The sequence below is a fragment of the Paenibacillus sp. FSL R7-0312 genome (genome assembly GCF_038004445.1).
In the GTDB taxonomy this organism is placed as follows: Bacteria; Bacillota; Bacilli; order Paenibacillales; family Paenibacillaceae; genus Paenibacillus_AQ.
The window spans coordinates 5077569-5100133 of sequence record NZ_JBBORE010000001.1 but is presented as its reverse complement, the minus strand read 5'-3'; the positions used below and the strand labels follow the sequence as shown (position 1 = coordinate 5100133).

The following is a 22565-nucleotide window of genomic DNA, read 5'->3' as shown; positions in this document are numbered from 1 at the left end:
GAGGAGGAACAACTCATGACAAAGCATTATGTAATCGTCGGCGGCGGCGTCTCCGCCGTCCATGCGGCCAAAGCAATACGCGATCAGGACGCGGAAGCGGAAATTTCGATTCTCGGAGAGGAAAGCGGGCTTCCGTATAACCGGATTAAGCTGACCAAAGGCCTGTTCACCGACCTGCACAGCGAGAAAGTACTGATCAAGAAAGAGAAATGGTATCGTGATAACCGTATAAACGTCAAGACCTCAACCCGGATCACCTCGATCCAGCCGGATTGCCGGATGGTAGAGACAGAGGACGGTCAGCGTGTGGAATATTACAAGCTGCTGTTGTGTATGGGCGCGAGGAACCGTGCACTCTCTATTGAAGGTGCCGGACTTCAGAATGTCCATACTATCAGAGACATGCACGACGCGGACCGGTTAAAAGATAGTCTGCAGAATGGCAGCCGCATAGCGGTAATTGGCGGAGGCGTGCAGGGCATCGAGACGGCTTGGGCCTTGTTCGAAGGAGGTTACGAGGTAACCGTGATCGAAGCAGCCCCGTCCCTGATGGGCAGACAGCTGGACGGGCACTCCTCCAGCCTGCTTAAGGAGACTCTGGAACAATCCGGAGTGAAGGTGATCTTGCAAGCAGGGGTAAACTCTATTACGGGTACAGACTATGTTACCGGGATTACGCTGGAAGATGGTTCTAACTTCCCGTGTGACCATGTTGTATACTCTATCGGAATTGTCCCTAACACGGCGATTGTAAGCGGGTCGGCTATTCAAGTCCGGAACGGCATTATTGTAAACGAACAATTGCAAACCAGTGATCCGAACATCTTTGCTGCCGGTGATGTTGCTGAAATTAACGGGCATGTTGAAGGACTATGGGGCGGCGCAATAGAACAGGGAAGGATTGCCGGCAGCAACATGGCTGACAGTCTGACCGTTTACCGCAGGGCGGTTCCGGTTACTTTGTTTAATGCTTTTGGGATCTCTCTGTTCTCTATTGGCAACACAGATGAACGGCAATGCGATGTGGCGGTCAGCGGAGAAGAGAATGGCGCCTATACGCGGATCTATGTGAAAGATAATACAATTACCGGTGCGTTATCCTGGCAAGGAGCCGCTGCCTCCCTGACCTATAAGTCGGCTGTTGAACAGGGGATCAGCCTGACCGGAATTCATCTTGCCGGCAATAACATAGAAGCCATTATGGCTGAAGTGCAATCCCGATTGAACTAAAAAAACAACCTATTAGGAGCTGAGAAGAATGAAGAAATACATCTGTACACCCTGCGGCTATATCTATGACCCGGCAATAGGCGATCCTGATGAGGACGTAGCCGCCGGCACCGCGTTTGAAGATTTGCCTGAAGACTGGGTATGTCCGGTCTGCGGAGAGGATACAAGTCATTTCGTAGCGGTTGAAGATAAGAAATCTGTTACTCATTAGAGTAAGCAGCTTCTAAATACTACATTTCAGGGGGAACGGTATGAAAGAGCACTCCTGCCAGCACGCCGCAGAACCTTGTACACGCAAGGTGCCGATTTTTGCTGCATTGACGGACGATGATCTCACCAGAATTAGCGCTATGATTAAGCACCGCAAATATACTAAAGGCCAGCCGTTAATTCTCGAGGGGGCGCCGTCAGATACGCTGTACATTATTCAACAGGGGCATGTGAAGCTATCCAAAATGACTCCAGAAGGCAAGGAACAAATCTTGCACATTCTGACGAACGGGGATTTCTTCGGGGAGCTCAGTATTTTTAACAGTGATGAGCTTAGCAATTTTAACGCATATGCCTTGAAAGACACTAATATTTGTATGCTGACCCGGAAGGATATGGAGCAGTTAATGACAGATAATCCGGATATCTCTCTACGGCTGCTGAAGAGTGTAACCAAAAGACTCGCCCACACAGAGAATCTGGCGCAGAGCCTGGCGACCAAAGATCCGGAAATCCGGATTGCCTGTATGATCATGGAACTCAGTGACAAATACGGCAAGCGGCATGGCAGCTATATTCATATTGATCTTCCGCTGTCCCGCGAAGAGCTGGCTAGTTATGTCGGGGTGACCCGCGAGACCATTAGCAGGAAGTTCTCCAGGTTTGAAGATTCGGGTCTAATCAAGCTGATTGGTAACAAGCAGCTGGTGCTCATGGATCCGGCCGGTGTGGAGAAGTATATGGGAAGTTGAATCATAATAAAAGCGGCATTTCCACCATTAGATAATGGGGAGATGCCGCTTTTGAATGCCCGGTATCAGTTAGAATTAATTCAAGAGCGCCCGGCCTGGTGGGAACATACTATAGAAGCATCCGGAGAAGCGTTAATTAAAAATGTGGATTTCAATCACCCTAACTGTTAATATAATAATATTTGCAAAAGTAAAGGTTACAGGAAAATGAGGACGACGGAATGAAGAAGATAGTCAGCCATAAAGCTTATTTTATCGGAATGCATGTACTAATATGTATACTCTTATTTACAACACTGTACGCTTCCTTCCCGACCATCCGGGTTAAAGTGAAAGAAATCATCGATCCGGCGGAAAAAGTATATACGATCGCCCACCGTGGTGCGTCCGGATATGCTCCGGAGAACACGATACCGGCCTTCGAGCTGGCGCGTGAAATGGATTCCGACTCAATTGAGCTGGATATCCACCTGACCAAGGATCAGATACCTGTTGTTATCCACGATGATACAGTCAACCGCACGACCAATAGCAAAGGGTATGTAAGGAACATGACGTTGGAGCAGATCAAACAGCTGGATGCCGGGTCGTGGTTCAATAAGGCGTATCCGATGTTTGCCAGAGAAATATATGTAGGGACCACCATCCCCACACTTGATGAGGTATTCGAAACCTTTGGCAAAGAGATCAGCTATGTCCTTGAAATCAAGGAATCAACGCCGAAGATTAATATTGAAGTCCTCTTGAATGAATACATTAAGAAATATGATCTGGAAAAAGTAGTGGCCATACACTCCTTCAGCGCAGCCAGTCTGCGGAAGTTCCATTCCATCAACCCGGATATCCCGTTGTACCAGCTTGTATGGAATGATTATACCTCGGTAAGACTGACCGAAGCTTATCTGGCGGATGTGAAGTCCTATGCTGTTGGCATCAGCCCGAATTTCCAGGGGACCAGCGCGTCTTATGTGGCGCAGATAAAGCGGGCGGGACTTAAGGTCATGCCCTATACCATTAATTATCAGCTCAATATGGATAAAGCTTATTCCTGGGGGGTAGATGGAGTCTATACGAATTTTCCTGACCGTTTCCATGAAGTCATTGAGACGAACAGGAAGAACGCGAACTGGTAACTTAGCAGAGCGTGTGGAGAGAGCGCAAATTTCTTATTTCATAGCACAGGGTCCAATTCTTGTTCTTTATGGAGGACAAGAGTTGGACCCTGTATGTATATTCGACAAGAAGAGCAGGTTACTTACAACGAACTAAACACAATATTACGCAGCTTGCGAGTAACTGGCAGTGTGCCGGCATCTTTTTTCTGGATCATGAACAGGAAGGTCAGGCCGTCCTGCGGACTGTTGGTGAAATAAGCTCCCAGCCATCCATCCCAGCCATATTCACCCTGGCCGCCGATCACTCCGGCTTTTCCGGTGTCTTTCAGGATACGCATCTGGTTGCCATAGCTATACCCCTGCAGGGAATGCCAGGTATCGAAGCCTTTTTGCTGCCAATCGCTTAGAACAGCTGTAGTCATATATTGAACGGTTCTAGGCTTGAGCAGCTGAACGCCGTTCAAGCTGCCCTGGTTCATCAGCATGGTGGTGAACTTGGCGGCATCGTCAATCGTAGAGACTAGGCCCGCTCCGCCTGACTCGTAGGCCGGTTCCCGATCCATGTGATGATAGATACCCAGATGGCTCTCCGCATACAGCTTCAAGCCGCCTTCGCCGTCCTCCTGGTAGACTCTGGCCAGGCGGTTTCTTTTGTCTTCAGGCAGCCAGAAGCCGGTATCCTGCATTTGCAGCGGGCTGAATATTTCCTTCTGCAAAAATTCGCCGTACCGCATCCCGCTAACCGCTTCCACAATGGCTCCCAGAACATCCGCCGATGTCCCGTACTGCCAGAACGATCCCGGTTCGAACGAAAGCGGGCCTTCACCCAGACGGGTGGCGAATTCCATGGTGCTCATCCGGTTATCGCCGTGCAAGCGGCTGTCCAGCTCCTGGAATAAAGCCTCCGTATGCAGAGCGGCTTGGTCTGATCCGCCTCCGTATACCAGACCCGAGGTCATATTCAGCAGATCATGAATGACAACCTCCCGGCTGACAGGCACCAGTTCTCCGTTCTTTTCGACCAGCTGGTTCTTGAACCCTGGAATATAACGGCTTACCGGATCGAACAAATCGATCTCTCCGCGCTCTAGCAGCAGCATGATAGCGGCGGATGTAACCGGTTTCGTCATGGAGTATAAACGGAAGATCGAATCCCGGGCGATAGGACGTCCCGCTTCGACATCGGCTAAGCCGTCTTCGTGATAGAACACCTCGCGGCCGTCCTTGATGACCATCAGGTTCGCACCTGCGATTTCCTGGTTACCGATACTGGCTCGCAATGTTTTTTTCAATAGGCTGGTTGTGTTTGAATTTAGCATGATTTCTAAAGTCTCCTTTACCGGATAAGTTCCCTGCTGCCAAATCAGATATTGTCATTACACTACTTGAAAATATTAAACTCTTTTGGACAGGTTGTATAGAGTCCATAGTAATCTGAATATCCGGTACACTTAGTGGCACACTGATTATAGGCATAATAAACGCAGTCTCTCTTTTAACCCTTCCCAGATTTCCTCCGGCGCTTCCTTAAGTCTGATATCCCCGCCCAGGAAAAGCAGCCAGTTTATGATTTCCGCCAGTTCGTCGGGCATATCCGCATGGATATACGTCTTGAGAATGGCTGTGCTCTGGTAAGGATTCGTATAGGAGAGCGATACCTTCAGTGGATGATATTTTTTGAATTGGGCAATCGCCTTGGGGCCGAGTTCAAGAACGAGGTTGACTTCTTCTTCCTGACTGCTCAGTTTTTCCAGAATCTTTTTCCTGCTTAATCTTTTTTTATCCGGATTTAGGACAACATCGGTGACTTGGTCAACAGGAATAATCCGCTTCCTTTCATCGTTTAAGTCGAAGGCCTCAATCAGCCAAAAGCTTTTCTCACGATAGAGGCGTAAGAGATAAACGGGATAAACCTGGAGGAGCTTCGCTTCTTCGCTGGTAATCAGCAAATAGCGGTCAACCAGGAGGATCTGGATCAGCTTCTCAAGCATGGGGTGGGGGAGATCAGACAGATCAAGCAGGTCAGGATTGTTCGGGTTGGTCCCTTCAAACAGCAGGATTTGATTCAGAAGAAACAGGTCCTCCTGCTGGTTCTCCGAGACGAGTCCGAGTAATTTTTCCGTTAGAGACTGACGGCTCTTGAGATAAGGGAGCTGCCCGTTTCTTGTGGCCATGAAGGCAATGAACAGGGCTTTGAGCTCATTATCTGTAAATCGGACCACGGGAAGGACAGAATTGCGCATCACAGAATACCCGCCATCCCGTCCAACTTCAGCGACAAGCGGCATCCCTAGCGCCTCGATTTCCCGGATATCCCGAATCGCAGTCGAACGGGAGATGTTAAATTCCTGCATGATTTCAGTAATGGTAAAGTGGGCACGGTTGTTGATATATCGCATGATGACATTAACCCGTTCAACTTTTTTCATCGCGACTCCTAAACAGTTTCATTTTATGACATGATTTAAGGCTATCATATACATATCAAGACAGGAAGACAAATTTCAACTACAAAGGATGGTTGCGATCATGGCAAATTACACGTTAGAAGAAAAAGACAGCTTCATCGTCATAGGTCTGGGCACGGAGCTTAAGAGCGATTACACGGACTATGCCGGTATTAACAAAGAAAAGTCAGACTTCTGGCAGGCCGTCAGTGTAGATGGAAGGCTCGATAAGTTGAAGGCGATGGCCGTGAACGAATATATTTTTGCCGTGAGTGAAGCGGTGAACAACAAAATGATGTATTATGCGGGTGTCATGACCGAATCAGCTGCGCCGGAAGAGGCCAGAGTTATCCAGTTTCCTAAGGGTAAATACCTGGTGGTTAGAGGGGAAGCGGCAACGGCTGAAGAACTGAATAATAAGCTCGCCGGAGTTGCTTTTGGTCAAGCTCTGCCGGAAGCGAAGGATGTCGCCTATGTGGGCGGGCCCAATACATCGGTTGAGATGGGGCAGCAGGACGGACAGGTTGTAGGTGAAATGTGGATTCCTGTTGTAAGTAAATAACGGGTTAGCCGAGGAGGAAGTGCAATGTCTTATATCGTTAATTTCAAAGAGGTGTCTACGGCTGGTTTGGAGTCGTCACCTGTAGTGGATGCCCTTGCAGGATTGCGTGCGAATGAAGCGCGTTACTTCATGAATAAATACAAGCATGAGTTCACGGTTGTTCCGGCCAGCGAAAGCCAGGAGACTCTGGATTATGTGAATGGAATTCTGAAAAAAGAACGTGATCTTGAATTTTCGGCCAAGCCTTTGGAGACCTCGCGGTTTCAGGTAGAGAATATCCGGTTTGCTTACGTCTTTTATGAGGACGGACTGGCGCTTAACGTGATGTATACCGTGGATGATCCCAAGAAGCGGGCTGTCGGATTCAAGCTCTCTGAGGGCATGGAGATTCCCAAAGAGCAGGAGACAAAGTTCAAATTCGCCAGACAGAAGTCTAAGCTGGCCGGAACGATCAGGGGCTCGTTCTTCGTCATCAAAGGCGAATACTGAACCTGGTGGTGAAGCTGTGACTGAACCGTTAGAGATAGGTTTCCGCCTAATCGGGTTAATAATAGATACGCATTTGGATATCCTATTCCATAACCCGGAAGAAACGAGGCGATAAGCATGTCGACATTGGATAAAAATCATCAGGAGGCTGTCGAGACGGTCAGAGACCTTATCAAAGGTATAGATACAGCGATGTTCACGACGATCTCACCCGAAGGCCTGGTATCCCGTCCCATGAAAACGCAGGAGGTTGAGTTTGACGGAGACCTGTGGTTCCTGACGAAGAAGGATACCAGCAAGTTCGATGAGATCCTGCATGATTCGAGGGTTAACGTTGTGTACGCAGACAAATCCTATGTCTCCATCCGCGGAACCGCGAAGATCGTGGAGGACCTGGAGAAGAAAAAAGAATTCTGGAGTGCAGGCTATAACACGTTCCTGAAGACCACCTATGATGACCCGAACGTGATCCTGATTCAGGTTCATGCCGAAGCTGCTGAATACTGGAAGAGCGGTAATCTGGCGGAGATGGCGACTTATATGTTCAAACGAATAACCAATCAGGATACAGAGAAGTCGGATCTGAACAAGACGGTTGAATTGGAATAGTTGTTTTGATAAAAGATGCCCCGCGGCGCTGGAGGATTCCGGCGCGCGGGGCATCTTTTTGCTGATCCATTATAATGTGAGGTCGGGGGGGAGGCTTCGGTTGCTCAAACCAATCGTTTGAATCGCTCTCACTGAGCGCCTTTTGTCAGAACAATGACAATTTCATCTTCTCCATCTGCATCTAAATCAATGACCGATATTTGAGGATAGAAGGAGGGGTTCGTTACATTGATCCAATTGAATGTTTTCGTTTCTCCATTTATTACAACATCTAATGACGAAAATATGTCTTTTTGTGCTTTTTCTTGAACACCATAAAATAGCAATTTTCTTATCTGAAGTCTCGGATAGTAGTGTATTGGGAATTGGTGTAGCTGGTGTTGACGCATTTCCATCAATCTTTTCCGGACTTGAAGACTGATTATTTGCCCCACATCCGGATAACAAACGTAAATCAAGATGATCTATCTACCGTGTGCGCGACAACCTTCACCATTCAGCGCTTATGTATCTCGATATTGTCCCACAACGTTGGCTCAATATAAACAGCGGCAGCCCTGGACACGATTTTCACGTCCGAGGCTGCCGCTGATTTTACACCTGGGCCAGTCTGATTAGGAAACTTGCGGATTGAACATGGGGAATCCGCCCGTGATCAGCGGCATGACCCGCTCCGCAAGTTCGGAGGGAGACTCCGCTCTTCCTTCCACATTCCATCGGTAGGTTACGCCGTATAAGGACCAGCTTAGCAGGGTGGCCGCAGTGGCAAGCGGCTTCGAATCTGCAGCTGAGTCTGATTCGCTAATAAGCTGCAGGATAAGCTTCTCAAGATGCAGCTTGATATTCTCCTCAAGCAGGAGAGCGACAGAATCATATCTTTTGAAGCAGCGGTGGCTGGTTTCATGATAGTTACATAAGGCTACGATTAGCTCCTGAAGGGTCTTTTCGGTCAACGGTCCCGTTGCATCGACTTTATGGAGGACCATATTCGTAAAGGCGTCTAACAAAAAGGCTTCGAACAGCGCATATTTATCCTGGAAATGTGCATAAAAGGTGGTCCGGTTAATAGTGGCAGCTTTGGTAATATCGCCGACGGTAATCGAGTTGAAGTCCATGATATTCAATTGTCGGATGAAGGCATCCAGAATTAATTGACGGGTCCGAATCACCCGCGGGTCGTTAGGATTGGGGGGGAGTATGCCAGCCATCCAAGGAACACCCCTTTCAGTAGTGAGTAGAATCCCTTTATTATAATCACCTTATTGACAGACAACAAATAGGATCTGCCAATACGACAGTTTTTCCGGCTTCTAGCTTAAGCAACAACTTGGGCAGATTGTTGGTTGATGGGGGGGCTGGAGCTTGTTACTATTGCATTCATACCCCGCTTTGAGAATAATCATATAATCTAGAGGAGGCGTTAACCATGGCTAAACAGCAGGAGCAAATTCATTCACTGGAGACCTTATTTGAACCTTATACGGTTCAACAATTAAATATACCCAACCGGATCGTAATGTCACCGATGGCGCGTGCTTTTGCACCTGAGGGTATTCCAGGGGAGGATATGGCAGCGTATTACCGCCGCCGCGCTGAGAATGGGGTGGGGCTGATCATCACCGTTGGTATGATTGACCATCCGGCGGCGAGCAGTGATCCGGGACTCGCTAATCTGTTTGGCGAAGCCGCTCTGAGCGGCTGGCGTGAAGTCGTCAGACAGGTTCATGAGGCCGGCAGGATTATTTTTCCCCAATTGTCACATATGGGAATGATTCGTCCAATGGGTTCCCAGCCTTACCCGGATGCACCATCGATCGGGCCATCAGGTCTCGATATGCAAGGAAACAAGATTAGCGAGCCGATGACAGAAGAAGAGATTTCCGGCGTCATTCAGGCTTATGCCGATGCAGCAGTGAATGCGCAGCAGGCTGGCTTCGACGGGATAGAGCTTTCCGGCGGCCACGGCTTATTGATTGACCAATTCTTCTGGGAACAAACCAATCAGCGGACGGACCGCTATGGCGGCGATTTCCTGAAGCGCACCACATTCGCAGCCGAAGTTGTCACTGCCGTCCGCGCTGCAGTCGGACCGGATTATCCGATTTCCATCCGGTTATCCCAGTGGAAAATGACTGATTACACGGCGAAGCTAGTAGATACACCGGAGCAGCTGAAGCAATTCCTGGATGTGCTGGTACAGACCGGCGTAGATATTTTCCATATCTCGACCCGCCGGTTCTGGGACCCTGAATTCGCGGGCTCGGAGCTGGGTCTCGCCGGATGGGTGAAGAAGCTCACCGGGAAGACAACGATTGCTGTTGGTTCCGTAGGCATGGACAATGATCCCGCTGAAGGCGGGGAAGCGGATCATCAAGGGATGGATGAACTGCTGAAGCGGCTGGACAATCAGGAGTTCGATCTGGTAGCCGTAGGACGCGCGCTGCTGGGTGATCCGGCATGGGCAAAGAAAATCCGCGAGGGCAGGGGGGAGGAGATTCAAGCCTTTACTCCTGAGGCGGCTGCCCAACTGTATTGAAGCATAGAGAGTGTTTATAGGTACACAAATAAGGCTGCCCATTGGCAGCCTTAACTTTTTTATTTAGACCATTATTTTTATCTACAGGGTGAATAATTTCCAAGAACCGTTCTCTATTACCCTTTCTCCGCCATATAGGTCTTCTGCGTCCGGAGGACCGGGAAGAGCCAATACATCCACATCACGGTAATGACGAGTGTACCAAGCCCGCCAATAACTGTCGCTGGTACGGCTCCGACCAGACCGGCCATCGTACCGGACTCGAATTCGCCCAGCTGGTTCGAGGTGCCGATGAACAGGGAGTTGACGGCGTTGACCCGGCCCTGCATCTCTTGCGGTGTGTTGACCTGAACCAGCGTGGAACGGATTACAACGCTTACGACGTCGGAGGCTCCGATGAGGAACAGCGCGAAGAGCGAGAGCCAGAAGCTGCGGGACATCCCGAACAGAATCGTCGCCAAGGCGAATACAACGAGGGAGGCGAACAATGTCTTGCCGATTGCTTTCTCCACCGAATATCGGGTTAGAATCAGCGAGACAAGGATCGCCCCGACCGCTGGTGCAGAACGCAGCAGACCAAGACCGAGTGAGCCGGTCTTCAGGATATCCTCGGCGAAGATCGGAAGCAAGGCAGTCGCACCGCCAAGCAGCACAGCGAACAGGTCTAGCGAGATAGTGCCAAGAATGATTTTGCGGGCAAAGACAAACTTCAAGCCGCTAAGGAACGTGTCCATATTGACGGCGTCCAGCTTCTTCACGAAGTGAACGGTCTTGACGAAGAAGATGAGCACGGTCGAGATCAGCAGCGCTGCAAGTGAGGCGATGTAGGCAGCGGCAGTCCCCCAAACGACAAGCACTCCTCCAAGTGACGGGCCGACGATCATCGCGGTCTGCATTGCGGAGGCAGACCAGGCTGCGGCCTTCGGCAGCTGTTCCCGGTCCACGATGTCCGGCACAAGCGCAGCAGAGGCTGGGCCTTCGAAGGTACGGCAGGCGCCGAGAATGGCGGCGGCGACCAGCAGATGAAGCGAGCCCAACCAGCCCTGCACACTGCCGAGGACAAGCAGCAGGACAACTACGCTCTCCATCAGCTGGCAGAGATAGACGATGGTCCGGCGGTCGTACCGGTCAGCGGTCTGTCCGGCCGGCAGTGTCAGCAGGAGCATCGGCAGGAATTGCGCCAGGCCGACAAGACCCAGCTGGAAGGCGCTGTCAGTCAGCGCGTACATCTGCCAGCCAATAGCGACAGACAGCATCTGAAAAGCGCTGGTCGAGAATATCCGTGCGATCCACAGGCGCAGGAACGAGCGGTTATGTAGTACGGACGAGCCTTTTGAATTCAAAACATGTCATCCTTTCTAATTCACAGGTATACATTAAACTCATTACATGCCGGAGTTCTTCGCATGCATCTCGGGATGCTCCCGCCGGATCAGTGCATAATCCTTCCCGTACCGGTCCTCCAGCTCCCCGGCAAAATCTTTCTCGATCCGCATCATCACAACATCGTGGAAGTACGAGGTCTGCAGTACATTCAGCACCGCCGGGTGGTTGCTCTCCAGCGCCGATACCGGCGCGTGCCGGCTGAAGCTGCCGAGCAGCGCCGTTTCCTTATCCAGCAGCATGGAGAAATTGCGTGACCGATGCGGTCCCCCCGGCGGCACACTATGTACGATGACATGTTCAAGCTCCGTCGGCATTTCACCGATAACCATCAGATGAACGGCGGTACCCCGGTGCTCGGCTGAGAGCAGCGATTCCTCGACCCAGTGCAGATCCTCTGCCCAAAGATCGACCAGAATCTCCTCCCTGGCATTGGCGGCGAGGCGGCGGATCGCCAGATCTACCTGCTGATCTCCTTTCCAGTTACTGAAGAAGGGCGGCGTATCCGGCAGGGTAGTCAGCTCACTCTCCAGTAGGCGTGCAGTTCGTTCGAACTCCGATTGCAGCAGCTTAACAACCTGTCCGATTGGAATCGCCGCGAAGGTAATCGGATCACCTTCCTCAGCACGACAGACACCTTTCTCTACAAGGCCGCGCAGCGCAGCATAGACATTCGAACGTGAAACTGACACCTGCTTAGAGACTTCGTAGCCGGAAGAAGGGGGCTGACCGTGCAGCGCCAGATAACAGCGGGCTTCGAGATCGGACAATCCGAGTTTCCGTAGAGCATCAATCATAGGGGGCCTCCTTTGGATTCAATGATTTTCCAGGAACATTAGAAGTATTCCAAAATACTACTCCTGACTTGAGTAGCTGTCAAGACTCCCGCAGCATAATTTTTCCCGCTCAATTCATCCTGAAGCTCCATTTAGGAGGATTAGACGCTCTGAGTGCCCCCGGTTGACAATACGGGGAGTAAGCAGGTATATTGATTTAAACGTAAAAATTACGAATAAATACTCATAATCCAGTTAAGGAGCTTCAACACAATAATGAATAAAAACAGCAGTAATCAGCGTCTTCCTAGAGCGAAGGGTATAGATATGGGGACGTATTTCACACCAAAAGAATGTGCCAGAAAAGTAAAGCAACTTGTACTGCCCCAGATGAACCGGAAGATTGTTGAGGAGTTCATTACTATACTCGGGATGAGGGCAACTTTCGAAGAACACAACGTACCCATTCCCAATAAAGTGGTCATGTATGGTCCGCCAGGTACGGGGAAAACATTGACCGCATTCTATTTGGCCCAGATGTTAGAGCTTCCGCTTATTCTGGTTCGGCTGGACGCGGTTATTCACAGTCATTTGGGGGAAACCGGCAGTAATATCCGCAAAATATTCGAATATGCCAAAGCAACACCTTGCGTCCTTTTCCTCGATGAATTTGATGCGATTGCCAGAACACGGGAGAGCAATGATGAGGTCAAAGAGATGGCACGCGCAGTAAATACCCTGCTGCAATGTCTGGATGACTTCGGCGATAGCAGTATTTTTGTAGCGGCAACGAATTTGGAGAATGAACTGGACCGGGCGATCTGGAGAAGATTTGATACGAAAATGACCTATTCCCTGCCGGATGAATCCAGCAGACGTCAATATATTGAACAATTGATTAACGGATTTGATGGTGAAGCAGGGTTGACTGAAGAGGTATGTGGGCGCCTTGCCGGATGCAGCTTTGCAGATATTGAACAGATTGTGCTGAAAGCCAAACGGAAGGCAATTATAGAGCATAGCCCCTTAACACGAGAGCACATTGTGCTGTCCTATGAGGAATACAGTCCGTCCTTATAAAAAGATAGCGTGTAATTTGAACGTCCCGGATGATGCTTGTGCAGATCATCGGGACGTTTTGATTTGTGAGCGAGAAGGTTGAATGATGGTGCCCGGATTAACCGGAGCAGCAGTGATTGTAGATTCTGACGGTACAATATTATTAGTGAAGCATAGCTTCGGCAAAAACAACGGGGAAATCTGTGAATTTATTCAGAATGTAGATTGCAGGACCCGTACATAATTAGATTTGAATGAAGAGGATCCTGATAGGCGTTAAGCCTTTTGGGCTCTTCTTTTTATTATCCCAGGGTCGGTAATGATTAGTAAGCGGCAGTTACAGGTAATAAGTCTAGAGGCTGTTGATTCCAGCCGGATCTGTGAAGTATGCTAACTACTATACCAAACCGACAGGATGAGGACTTATGAAAAAAGCAATAATAACCACACTTTTGATCTCCAGTCTGCTGATAGGCGGCTGCGGCAATAATGAGGCCGGCAACGGCAATGCAGCGGCTCCTGAGCAGACCGGGGTGGAAACTTCTGCAGCACCGGAGATAACACCAGCAGCGACAGCCGTTGCCACTGTGCAGCCCGCTCCCGAAGCCACAACGACGGCAGCTCCCTCGCCGGAGACAACCGCTGAATCTACCCCGGAGCCGGAGGAGTCCACGCGTCAGGCCTATTTTGACAAACTGGATAAGATTGAAGAGGGGTTGTCAGACCTGAAGGCTCTGTCGGATGAAGGTACAACGCTTGCAATGACAGCAGCGGCCGTTCAGGAGAACGAACGGTGGGACAAAGCACTGAATGAGATTTATCAGGTGCTCAAGCAGCAGCTCCCCCAAGCAGAAATGTCTAAGCTGAAAGAGGAACAGCGTAACTGGATTACACTCCGCGATGAGACAGCGGCCAAAGCCGCAGCCAAATACGAAGGCGGGACAGCGGAGGGGCTGGAGTATGCCGCCACGCTGGCCGGGGTTACCCGGGACCGGTGCTATAAGCTGGTCGAGTTGTATATGAAGTAAGAACAGCAGGAGTATAGTAAGCGTACAGGTATAATTCCACTGGAAATCCTGACAGGTAGTTTGCCTCTCAGGATTTCTTTTTTTTGTGCCTGTAAGAATGATTTATAACGTGAACTATATAAATCCTTATATTTTAAAATAGTCGATTCTGGGTTGAAAGTGCGTTTTTTTGAGCAGAATTGAATCCCATTATTTGATACACTTGTGCATATTTGGTGGGACATAATGAAAGGGGATGATAACCTCTGGCTGAGCGGGTATAGCATATTTAAGTTAAGAGGACTGCAGCAGGTATGTTAAATGACAACTATGATGTGAACGTACAAGTTTCCCCCGATTTCTAAATGAGTTTAGAATAATAGGAGGAGTTAAGTACATGGGCAAAAAAATAATTTTCGTCAAAAAATCACTGTTCGCATTCTTATTATCATTACTACTGGTTATCCCGCTTGCCATTCCGGCATCTCCGGTACATGCAGAATCAACGGGCAGTCTTCCCGCACGTCAGGCTGAATATCTGAACCGGGGATTAGTAGCGGTCCTGGTTGATAACGGTGTCTACTTAAGCTGGAGGTACTTGAATACGGATTCAGATGAAATCGCTTTCAATATATATAAAAACGGCTATAAAGTAAACTCAGCTCCGATCAGCGGCTCCACCAATTACGTGGACGCGACAGGCGCAGACAGTTCCCAGTATCAGATTTCCACCGTCATTGCTGGTAAGGAAGAGATGCAGGCGGAGACCGTATCTGTGCTGCACAACGGCTATATGCCCATTCCGCTGGATAAACCGGCTGACGGCCGCACCAAAGACGGCGGCACGTATTCCTACTACGCCGGAGATGCTTCTGTAGGAGATTTGGATGGCGACGGTGATTATGAAATCGTTCTCTTGTGGAGTCTGAGCAATTCCAAGGACAATTCACAGGCCGGGTATACCGGCAACGTCTATATCGATGCCATTGAAATGGATGGCACGAAGTTATGGCGAATAGACCTGGGTGTTAACATCCGCGCCGGAGCCCATTATACACAACTGATGGTGTATGATCTGGACGGCAACGGCAAAGCTGAAGTCGTCGTCAAAACAGCGGACGGCACGAAGGACGGCCAAGGCACAGTTATCGGTGACGGTACGAAGGATTACCGCAATGAGAGCGGATATATCCTCTCCGGAGCAGAATATCTGACGCTGTTTGACGGTCAGACCGGAGCAGCCGTATCCACCGTGAATTACGACCCCCCAAGAGGGGATGTAAGTGCGTGGGGGGACGGATACGGCAACCGCGTAGACCGCTTCCTGGCGGGGATTGCCTATCTGGATGGCGTGAAGCCAAGCGTAGTCATGGCCCGCGGCTACTATACACGCACCACGCTTACCGCATATGACTATATTGGCGGTCAACTGGTAAAGCGCTGGAACTTTGATACCAATGAAGCCGGATCGCAATATGAAGGACAAGGAAATCACAATCTAAGCGTGCTTGATGTTGACAGTGACGGTAAAGACGAAATCATGTACGGATCCCTGGCGATTGATGATGATGGAACCCTGATCTACAGTACCGGACTCGGCCATGGCGATGCGATGCATGCCGGCAAGCTCGATCCGGGCCGGGAAGGTTACCAGATCGTGAGTGTGCATGAGCATACGAACGCTGAATACGGGCTGGAGATGCGTGATGCTGCAACGGGTGAGATTATCTGGGGCCAGTATACCGGTAAGGATACCGGACGCGGAATGTCCGCGGATATTGATCCGAACTACCCGGGATATGAATCATGGGCAGCCACGATTGTTGAGGGTCAGATGGACCCTTTATCCCGCGGATATGCGGCTAATGGAGAGGTTATTTATGAACAGAATGAAGTGCCGCGAAGCGCCAACTTTGCGGTCTGGTGGGACGGGGATCTTCAGCGGGAGCTGTTCGACCATGAATGGAATAACACTACAGCGAAAGGCATTCCGCTCGTTTACAAGTGGGATTATGAGAATAAGCAGCTGAAGGAGATTTTTCGGGCAACCGGTACCTTGACCAATAATCATACCAAAGGAAACCCTGCCCTTCAGGCGGATATCCTGGGTGATTGGCGTGAGGAGCTGCTGCTGCGCAGCGAAGACAGCTCGGAGTATAGACTCTATACGACAACCATTCCTACGAATTACAGGATTCCTGCGCTGATGCAAGATCCCGTATACCGTTTAGGGATAGCCTGGCAGAATGTCGCCTATAACCAGCCGCCGCACACCGGATTTTATCTCGGAACGGAAGCGACCGAATTCCCTAAAGCGAATGTCACTCTAACCGGAGCACAAGGAACACCTCAGCAGGTCTATCACTTTGACTTCGGTACGGACACGGCTGCCGGAGCAACAGCAGTTCAGGATACACCTTACACAGAGGCAACCGGATACGGCTTTGAGAGTACAAGCGGAATTACACTGCGCGCAAATCATGTTTCGCTTCCGGACAACACGAAGTTTGCTGTTGACCTGCCGAGTGCCAATTACAAGGTAACACTGAAGCTTGGTGCTGATGCCCGGGATTCCAATATCGGCGTCAAATCTGAATTTGTTCAAAAGCTGGCCGTCACTGGTGTAAGCGCGGGAGCACCTCTGGTCTACTCGTATGATATTGCGGTGGTAGACGGTCAGCTGGAGCTCATTTTCACTGGCACAGCCATCGACGTGCAGGAAATCATCATCGAGAGGTACCCGGAGAAGACGCCGGGAGCTGCAAAGACGATCTATATGGCCGGCGATTCCACGATGCAGTCTTATAGCAGTGCGCAGGCTCCTCAGGAAGGGTGGGGCCAGCAATTCGGACGATATTTTGCGAATGGTGCGGTGGTCCAGAACGATTCGATCGGCGGCAGAAGCAGCAAATCATTCATGGTTGACGGCCGTCTCGATACGATATTGCAGCGGATCAAACCGGGAGATTTCTTCTTCATTTCCTTCGGCCATAACGATGCCAGCATAGGAATTCCTGACCGCTATGCGTCCCCGGCGGATTATAAAACTTACCTGACCCGTTACGTGAACGGAGCCAAGCAGCGCGGTGCAACCCCTGTCCTGCTTACGCCGGTAGGACGAAGAGACTTCAATACAGTCACTCAGGAATTTAACGTAAGCTTCCCCGAATATGTGAAGGCGGCCAAAGAAGTAGCGGCTGAACTGAATGTACCGCTGATCGATTTGAGCCAGTTAAGCATTGCGGATTACAATCGTATCGGCCTGGCGGCTACGGAGAAAATCTTCCTGTACGCTAATCCCGGCGAATATCCGAAGTACCCGAACGGCGTAGGGGATAATACGCATTTCAGCAGCTACGGTGCGCAGGTTATTGCCGGTCTGGTAGCCGGTGCGGTGAAAGACATGGGATTAACCATATCACCGTTAGTAATCGATCCGGACATTACGGAACCGGAGCCAGAACCGGAGGTTCAGGTCTATGAGGAGAACTTTGAGGGTGATCCGGCTGCCGCTCAATATTCAATGGTGAATGCCACGGGTATAGCCGGGACAATGACAGGCACGGTCACCGAGCTAAGCGGAAACAAGGTAATGTCAGTCACCGGTTCCGGTTCCGGGAATCGCGCGAAAGTGTTCCGGTTGTTCGATGCGGTGAACGGGGACATCGTTAATGTTAATTTCAACTGGCATTCCGGCAACGTAGGTGCTACCCCGTCAGAGGGACATCTGACCTTGCAGGATGCAAACGAGAATATCCTTCTCACACTGTTAACAAAAACAGGAACAACCAGTCCTGGTACAAAAATTCATTATTTTGTAGGCCCATACACACCTGACTACGGAACGGGCACCACAGCTGTTCCAGATGGCGGAATTGCAACGGACATTCTGAAGAACCAGTGGGTCAATGCCAATGTGAAGATTAATTTTGCCGAGAAGAAGATTGATCTGACATTGACGAGTCTGGCTGAGCCCACTGTCACTCAGACGATCAAGGATATCCCGATGAGCCCCGGCGTTTATGCCAATAACGTAAGGGGATTCCGGTTCCTGGGAACGAGAAAGGGAGGCGGCGGCACGCTGAGCTGGACCACGCAGATCGATAATGTGAAGCTCGAAGGCAAGATGCTTCCACCGGTTGCAGGCGATCAGGCGGCATTGATTACGCTGCATCAAGAAGTAAAAGCTTTGGATCTGTCAACCTATACGGACACATCCATAGCTGTGCTGAATAAAGCTTTGGCAGTTGTGGAAGCAGTGCTGGGTACAGCTGCTACACAGGCTCAAGTCGACCATGCAGTGAACCTGCTGACAGTCGCTAGGGAATCACTGACCAGTAGCCCGGCTGGTGATATCAGCGTATACAAATTTGATTTCGGCTCCGGAAGCGCTGCCCAAGGATACACCAGAGTAGATTCCAAAAGGGCTTATATTGAAGGGAATGGCTATGGCTTTACGGATACCGCGCTGGTACAGGATGAGAACCGCGAAACCGGAAATGCGCTGACAGAGGATTTCATCCGCATGAACGGCAGCAGCCTCCTGGTTGAAATGAAGCCGGCTAATTACCGTGTAACCATGACCATTGGCGATGCACAGGAAGCGACTAACGCTGCTGTGGTTGTCGAACAGATGACCAAGGTGCCGGTTACATCCGTGCCGAAGGGTGAATTCAAGGAATTTACGTATGACATTGCCCTGATTGACGGAGTCTTTGACTTTACGTTCTCCGGCAATTCGCCGAAGATCAATGCGCTGAAGATTGAGCGGCTGCCGGAGACCGGTGCGGCTGACCAGCCGACTCTCTATCTGGCAAGCGATTCCACGGTCGCCAATTATGCCGAAAGCTATCGCCCGCAGGCTGGATGGGGTGAGACGCTAGGCGGTTATTTCGATCTGGAACAGATTCGTATTGATAACCGTGCTGTCAGCGGTTTAAGCAGTAAGACCTTCCTGGTTGGCGGATATCTTAACGATATTCTGTTGGGTATTCATGAAGGTGACTATCTGTTCATGCAGTGGTCGCATAATGATTCCACACCGTCCCGGCCGGAACGTTATCTTACACCGGAGCAGTTCAAGGTGTATCTGAAAGATTACATTAACGGTACTGTGCAGAGAGGCGCAATTCCGGTGCTGGTCACACCGGTGAACCGGCGCGATTTCACCGGAGAAGTATTGAACAAGAGCTTCCCGGAATATGTGCAGGCGATGAAAGAAACGGCACAGGAGACTGGAGCCCTTCTGATCGATCTGAATCAAGCCAGCTGGGAATCTTTCCAGGAGCTTGGGCCGGAAGGTACCAAATCCATATTTATGTGGGTAGGTACAACCGAGGACAACACACATCTTCAGATGAACGGTGCGGTAAAGGTATCCGGGATGGTCGCAAAGCTTGTGCAAAAGCTGGACATTCCGCTCTCTAGTATGGTTACCCTTGAAGAAGAGCCTTCGGATCAGACAGCGCCGCAGACTACAGCGGCTATGGCAGGAGAATTGCAGAACGGGTGGTATACTTCAGCGGTAGAAGTAACGTTTACCGCAACGGATGAAGATTCTGGAGTCGATTCGACTTACTATCAAATCGACGGCGGGGAGATCCAGACCGGCACGAAACTGACGATAAGTGATGAGGGCAAGCACACCGTCACTTACTGGAGCGTTGACCTGGACGGCAATAAGGAGGCTGAACAGACACTTGCAGTACCTGTGGATCTCGCCCCTCCGGACATCGATATTCAGGGACAGCCGGAATACACGATTGACCAGCAGGTAGAGATTATTTATACAGCTTCCGATACCGTGTCCGGTGTGGCAGAACCAAGCGGTGTGCTGTTGAACGCTCCTGGTTATACGCTGGAGCCTGGCTTGCATGAGGTAACAGCTACGGTCTTTGACTTGGCGGGCCGGGAAACGAGTGTGGATTTCAGTTTCGGTATTTCGGCTACCTTTGCAAGTTTGGCTGAACTGACACGTACCTTCGCAGCTGCTTCGGATGATCCGGATGCAGGGGCACTTGCCGAAGAGCTTAGCGGCAAGCTGCAGCAGGCAGAACTTGCAGCGGGTGCACATGAAGGTGCGAGAGCACGCCACCTGCTAGCAGCCTATGGCAATGATGTCAATACCGGCAGAAATACGGTATTTACAGCGGAACAGGCAGATGTACTGAGTAAGTGGGCAGCATGGATCAGCCAGGGAACGCCACTAGCGGACAGTGCTCCCGGTACTCCTGTATTGTCTGACAACAACGGCCATGATACAGGGCTGAGAGACGGAGATTACGCCATCACCATGAATCTCTGGTGGGGTAACAACGGCGCAAAGTTCAAGCTGTATGAGAACGGTGAGTTGATCCATGAAGTATCTCTGGCAGACCAGTCACCTGCCGCCCAGTCTGTACAGATCGATATTGCCGGCAAACGGAATGGTACGTATGTCTATACAGGCGAACTGAGCAATTCACTCGGTACAACGAAGAGCGCCCCGCTGAGTGTAACAGTCTCGGATGCCTCTCCAGGGCAAGCCGTATTGTCTAACGACAACTGGGACGGGGACGGCAGCTATAATGTAAGTATGAATCTGTGGTGGGGGACGAATGCTACCGGATATGATCTCTATGAGAATGGAATTCTGGTAGATACCCAAACCCTGCGGGCACAGACACCAGGTGCACAATCGGCAGTCACTGCAATTTCCGGCAAAGCACCCGGGACCTATGAATACGAGGTGGTGTTACGCAACCCGGCGGGTGAAACCAGAACGCCGAAGATGATCGTCACGGTACGGAAATAGACTGGTCAGGCTGATAGACTGGCAGATGTTTAAGCTTCAAATTCAGGAAAGTCTGCGACCCGGACTTTCCTTTTTTATTTAGATTTGCAATCCCTCTATACAGTAATCTTGCAAAAGTACAGTAACATTTCCCGCTTCCGCGTGCTATTCTTGGGCCAGAAATACTTGAAAAAGCCTAAGGAAGGAGGTACGTCCGACAAAATTGAATACGTTTACATGGATAGTTAATATTGCGCTTTGTAAGAAGCATTTATCTGAGGGAGGCGGAAGGGTTGAAGAAAATAAAACAATGGAAGCTCGGACTCATGATGACGGTGCTGATGCTGCTGATACCGGCGGGAACCGGAAGCGCAGCCACTGTGCTGGAAGAGGTGCCTTTTCCGATGGATTCCAGCAATCAGGCTGGATGGTGGTCTCCCCTTGCCACGTATGGACTGGGTTATGAGTATGCGTACATGGCCTATAATGCACCGGGAACTATTGCCGGTAAACATACCGTAGCCATTGCCAGACGGGATAACGATGGGATTTGGAGCAAGCTGCCGCTCATGAATGGTGCCGTGCCTGCAGAATATACGGATGATCTGGGGCATAATCAGCCGTCCATGGCCAGAGACGGGAGCGGCCGGTTCCACGTATTCGCCTCCATGCACAGTAATCCGTGGCAGTACTTCCGCTCGGATACGGTAGGAGGGATTCCGCAGAATCACTCCGATGAGCTGCCTCAAGGCATGACGGTAACCTATCCGGTATTGGCGACGGCTCCGAACGGTGATTTGTATTTAATGGTGCGTGTTGATAAAGATCCGGCAGGCAAAAGAGAGGCTGTTCTGTTCCGGTGGAATAATGCCGAATCTGTGTGGAGCCAGGTCAAGGTGATTGCTGCGCACCTTAACCGGTCTGTCTACCCTGACGATCTGGTCTTTGATGCGAGCGGAGATCTTCATATCTTGTTCGAGTGGGCGTATTTCGCAGCCAGTCCTCTGCGCCACCAGCTGTCTTATCTGAAATATAGTCCTTCCACGGGGGTATTCTCCAAAGCAGACGGAACGCCTGTGTCAGCTCCGGTCTCACTGACTACCGCGGATATTGTGCAGCCTATGGCTCCTGCTGAAGCCTATGTACAGAGTGGCAGCGATCCCGGCGGACCGGGCGTTCAGAGCGCAAAGATGACGCTTGATACTCTTGGCCGCCCGGTTATCGCCTACCGCTATCGTGAAGAAGGAGCCACGAGCTTCTCGGTTAAGCAGGCAACGTATGGCACAGGAGGCTGGGCGCTGCAGACGGTCTATAATGCAGCTCCGACTACAGCCGCGATTGATGTGACCTGGGCAGGCAATGCCGCAAGAATCTATTACGTGAAAAGCAGCGGCAGCGATCGTGCATTGATGGCCGTAAATACGGGCACAGGCTGGACCGAAACATCGCTTGCGCCGGGTATCCCGGTCGAGCGGCTGGCGGTAGAACGCAGTCCCAAGGGTATCGATGTCCTATATCTGGTGGATGTGACGAACCTCAAGCTCTATTACGGGCGTAACGAATAGACGAATAGAGGAGGACTCAGATTCCTTTATTTGTGTTAATCAGGCGTTATTCG

18 protein-coding genes are annotated in these 22565 nt (G+C 50.5%); 12 read left to right on the top strand and 6 right to left on the bottom strand.

Annotated features, from left to right (window positions below):
• Positions 1-15 precede the first annotated feature (15 nt).
• From MKX70_RS22155 to MKX70_RS22140, 4 genes are all read left to right on the top strand, one after another.
• A complete protein-coding gene (locus tag MKX70_RS22155; RefSeq protein WP_340786125.1) occupies positions 16-1230 on the top strand; it encodes an NAD(P)/FAD-dependent oxidoreductase in 1215 nt (404 codons plus the stop codon).
• Between the two features lie 28 nt (positions 1231-1258).
• Positions 1259-1441, top strand: coding sequence for a rubredoxin (rd, locus tag MKX70_RS22150; protein WP_039307922.1), 183 nt, complete (start codon positions 1259-1261; stop codon positions 1439-1441).
• Positions 1442-1481: 40 nt separating this feature from the next.
• Entirely contained in the window at positions 1482-2192 is a 711-nt protein-coding gene (locus tag MKX70_RS22145) for a Crp/Fnr family transcriptional regulator (RefSeq protein ID WP_340840742.1), read from the top strand.
• 221 nt (positions 2193-2413) lie between these two features.
• The gene (locus tag MKX70_RS22140) at positions 2414-3325 is read left to right on the top strand and encodes a glycerophosphodiester phosphodiesterase family protein (RefSeq protein ID WP_340840741.1); all 912 of its coding nucleotides are present in this window, start codon (positions 2414-2416) and stop codon (positions 3323-3325) included.
• Between the two features lie 122 nt (positions 3326-3447).
• Here MKX70_RS22140 and MKX70_RS22135 read toward each other — a convergent pair whose 3' ends face one another.
• Positions 3448-4626, bottom strand: coding sequence for a serine hydrolase domain-containing protein (locus MKX70_RS22135; protein ID WP_340786116.1), 1179 nt, complete (start codon positions 4624-4626; stop codon positions 3448-3450).
• Between the two features lie 147 nt (positions 4627-4773).
• Positions 4774-5736: a helix-turn-helix transcriptional regulator gene (locus MKX70_RS22130; RefSeq protein WP_340786113.1), complete on the bottom strand. Its 963-nt coding sequence runs from the start codon at positions 5734-5736 to the stop codon at positions 4774-4776.
• Between the two features lie 100 nt (positions 5737-5836).
• Between MKX70_RS22130 and MKX70_RS22125 the strand changes: the two genes are divergently transcribed.
• The 3 genes from MKX70_RS22125 to MKX70_RS22115 all read left to right on the top strand — a co-directional run bounded on the left by MKX70_RS22125 (position 5837) and on the right by MKX70_RS22115 (position 7414).
• Positions 5837-6316: a GyrI-like domain-containing protein gene (locus tag MKX70_RS22125; protein WP_340786111.1), complete on the top strand. Its 480-nt coding sequence runs from the start codon at positions 5837-5839 to the stop codon at positions 6314-6316.
• A gap of 24 nt (positions 6317-6340) precedes the next feature.
• On the top strand, positions 6341-6805 hold the full coding sequence (locus MKX70_RS22120) for a phage tail protein (protein ID WP_340840740.1): 465 nt from the start codon (positions 6341-6343) through the stop codon (positions 6803-6805).
• Between the two features lie 117 nt (positions 6806-6922).
• A complete protein-coding gene (locus MKX70_RS22115; protein WP_340786106.1) occupies positions 6923-7414 on the top strand; it encodes a pyridoxamine 5'-phosphate oxidase family protein in 492 nt (163 codons plus the stop codon).
• A 128-nt stretch (positions 7415-7542) separates the two neighbouring features.
• Here the strand turns inward: MKX70_RS22115 and MKX70_RS22110 are convergent, their stop codons facing one another.
• Positions 7543-7809 (bottom strand): hypothetical protein, encoded by a 267-nt coding sequence (locus tag MKX70_RS22110; protein ID WP_042236473.1) that lies wholly within the window; start codon positions 7807-7809, stop codon positions 7543-7545.
• Between the two features lie 219 nt (positions 7810-8028).
• Positions 8029-8622, bottom strand: a complete 594-nt coding sequence (locus MKX70_RS22105) for a TetR/AcrR family transcriptional regulator (protein WP_336100400.1) — start codon at positions 8620-8622, stop codon at positions 8029-8031.
• A 218-nt stretch (positions 8623-8840) separates the two neighbouring features.
• Here MKX70_RS22105 and MKX70_RS22100 point away from each other — a divergent pair, with 218 nt between their 5' ends.
• Positions 8841-9950: an NADH:flavin oxidoreductase gene (locus MKX70_RS22100; protein WP_340840739.1), complete on the top strand. Its 1110-nt coding sequence runs from the start codon at positions 8841-8843 to the stop codon at positions 9948-9950.
• A 116-nt stretch (positions 9951-10066) separates the two neighbouring features.
• Here MKX70_RS22100 and MKX70_RS22095 read toward each other — a convergent pair whose 3' ends face one another.
• Both MKX70_RS22095 and MKX70_RS22090 read right to left on the bottom strand, forming a co-directional pair.
• On the bottom strand, positions 10067-11293 hold the full coding sequence (locus tag MKX70_RS22095; RefSeq protein ID WP_042236478.1) for an MFS transporter: 1227 nt from the start codon (positions 11291-11293) through the stop codon (positions 10067-10069).
• A gap of 42 nt (positions 11294-11335) precedes the next feature.
• Positions 11336-12130: a TrmB family transcriptional regulator gene (locus MKX70_RS22090; protein WP_042236480.1), complete on the bottom strand. Its 795-nt coding sequence runs from the start codon at positions 12128-12130 to the stop codon at positions 11336-11338.
• 255 nt (positions 12131-12385) lie between these two features.
• Here MKX70_RS22090 and MKX70_RS22085 point away from each other — a divergent pair, with 255 nt between their 5' ends.
• The 4 genes from MKX70_RS22085 (at position 12386) to MKX70_RS22070 (ending at position 22512) form a co-directional block, all read left to right on the top strand.
• A complete protein-coding gene (locus MKX70_RS22085; protein WP_340840738.1) occupies positions 12386-13189 on the top strand; it encodes an AAA family ATPase in 804 nt (267 codons plus the stop codon).
• Positions 13190-13593: 404 nt separating this feature from the next.
• Entirely contained in the window at positions 13594-14196 is a 603-nt protein-coding gene (locus MKX70_RS22080) for a lysozyme inhibitor LprI family protein (RefSeq protein ID WP_340786084.1), read from the top strand.
• A 376-nt stretch (positions 14197-14572) separates the two neighbouring features.
• On the top strand, positions 14573-20968 hold the full coding sequence (locus MKX70_RS22075; protein WP_340840737.1) for a rhamnogalacturonan lyase family protein: 6396 nt from the start codon (positions 14573-14575) through the stop codon (positions 20966-20968).
• A 272-nt stretch (positions 20969-21240) separates the two neighbouring features.
• Positions 21241-22512 (top strand): BNR-4 repeat-containing protein, encoded by a 1272-nt coding sequence (locus tag MKX70_RS22070; RefSeq protein WP_340840736.1) that lies wholly within the window; start codon positions 21241-21243, stop codon positions 22510-22512.
• Positions 22513-22565: the final 53 nt, after the last annotated feature.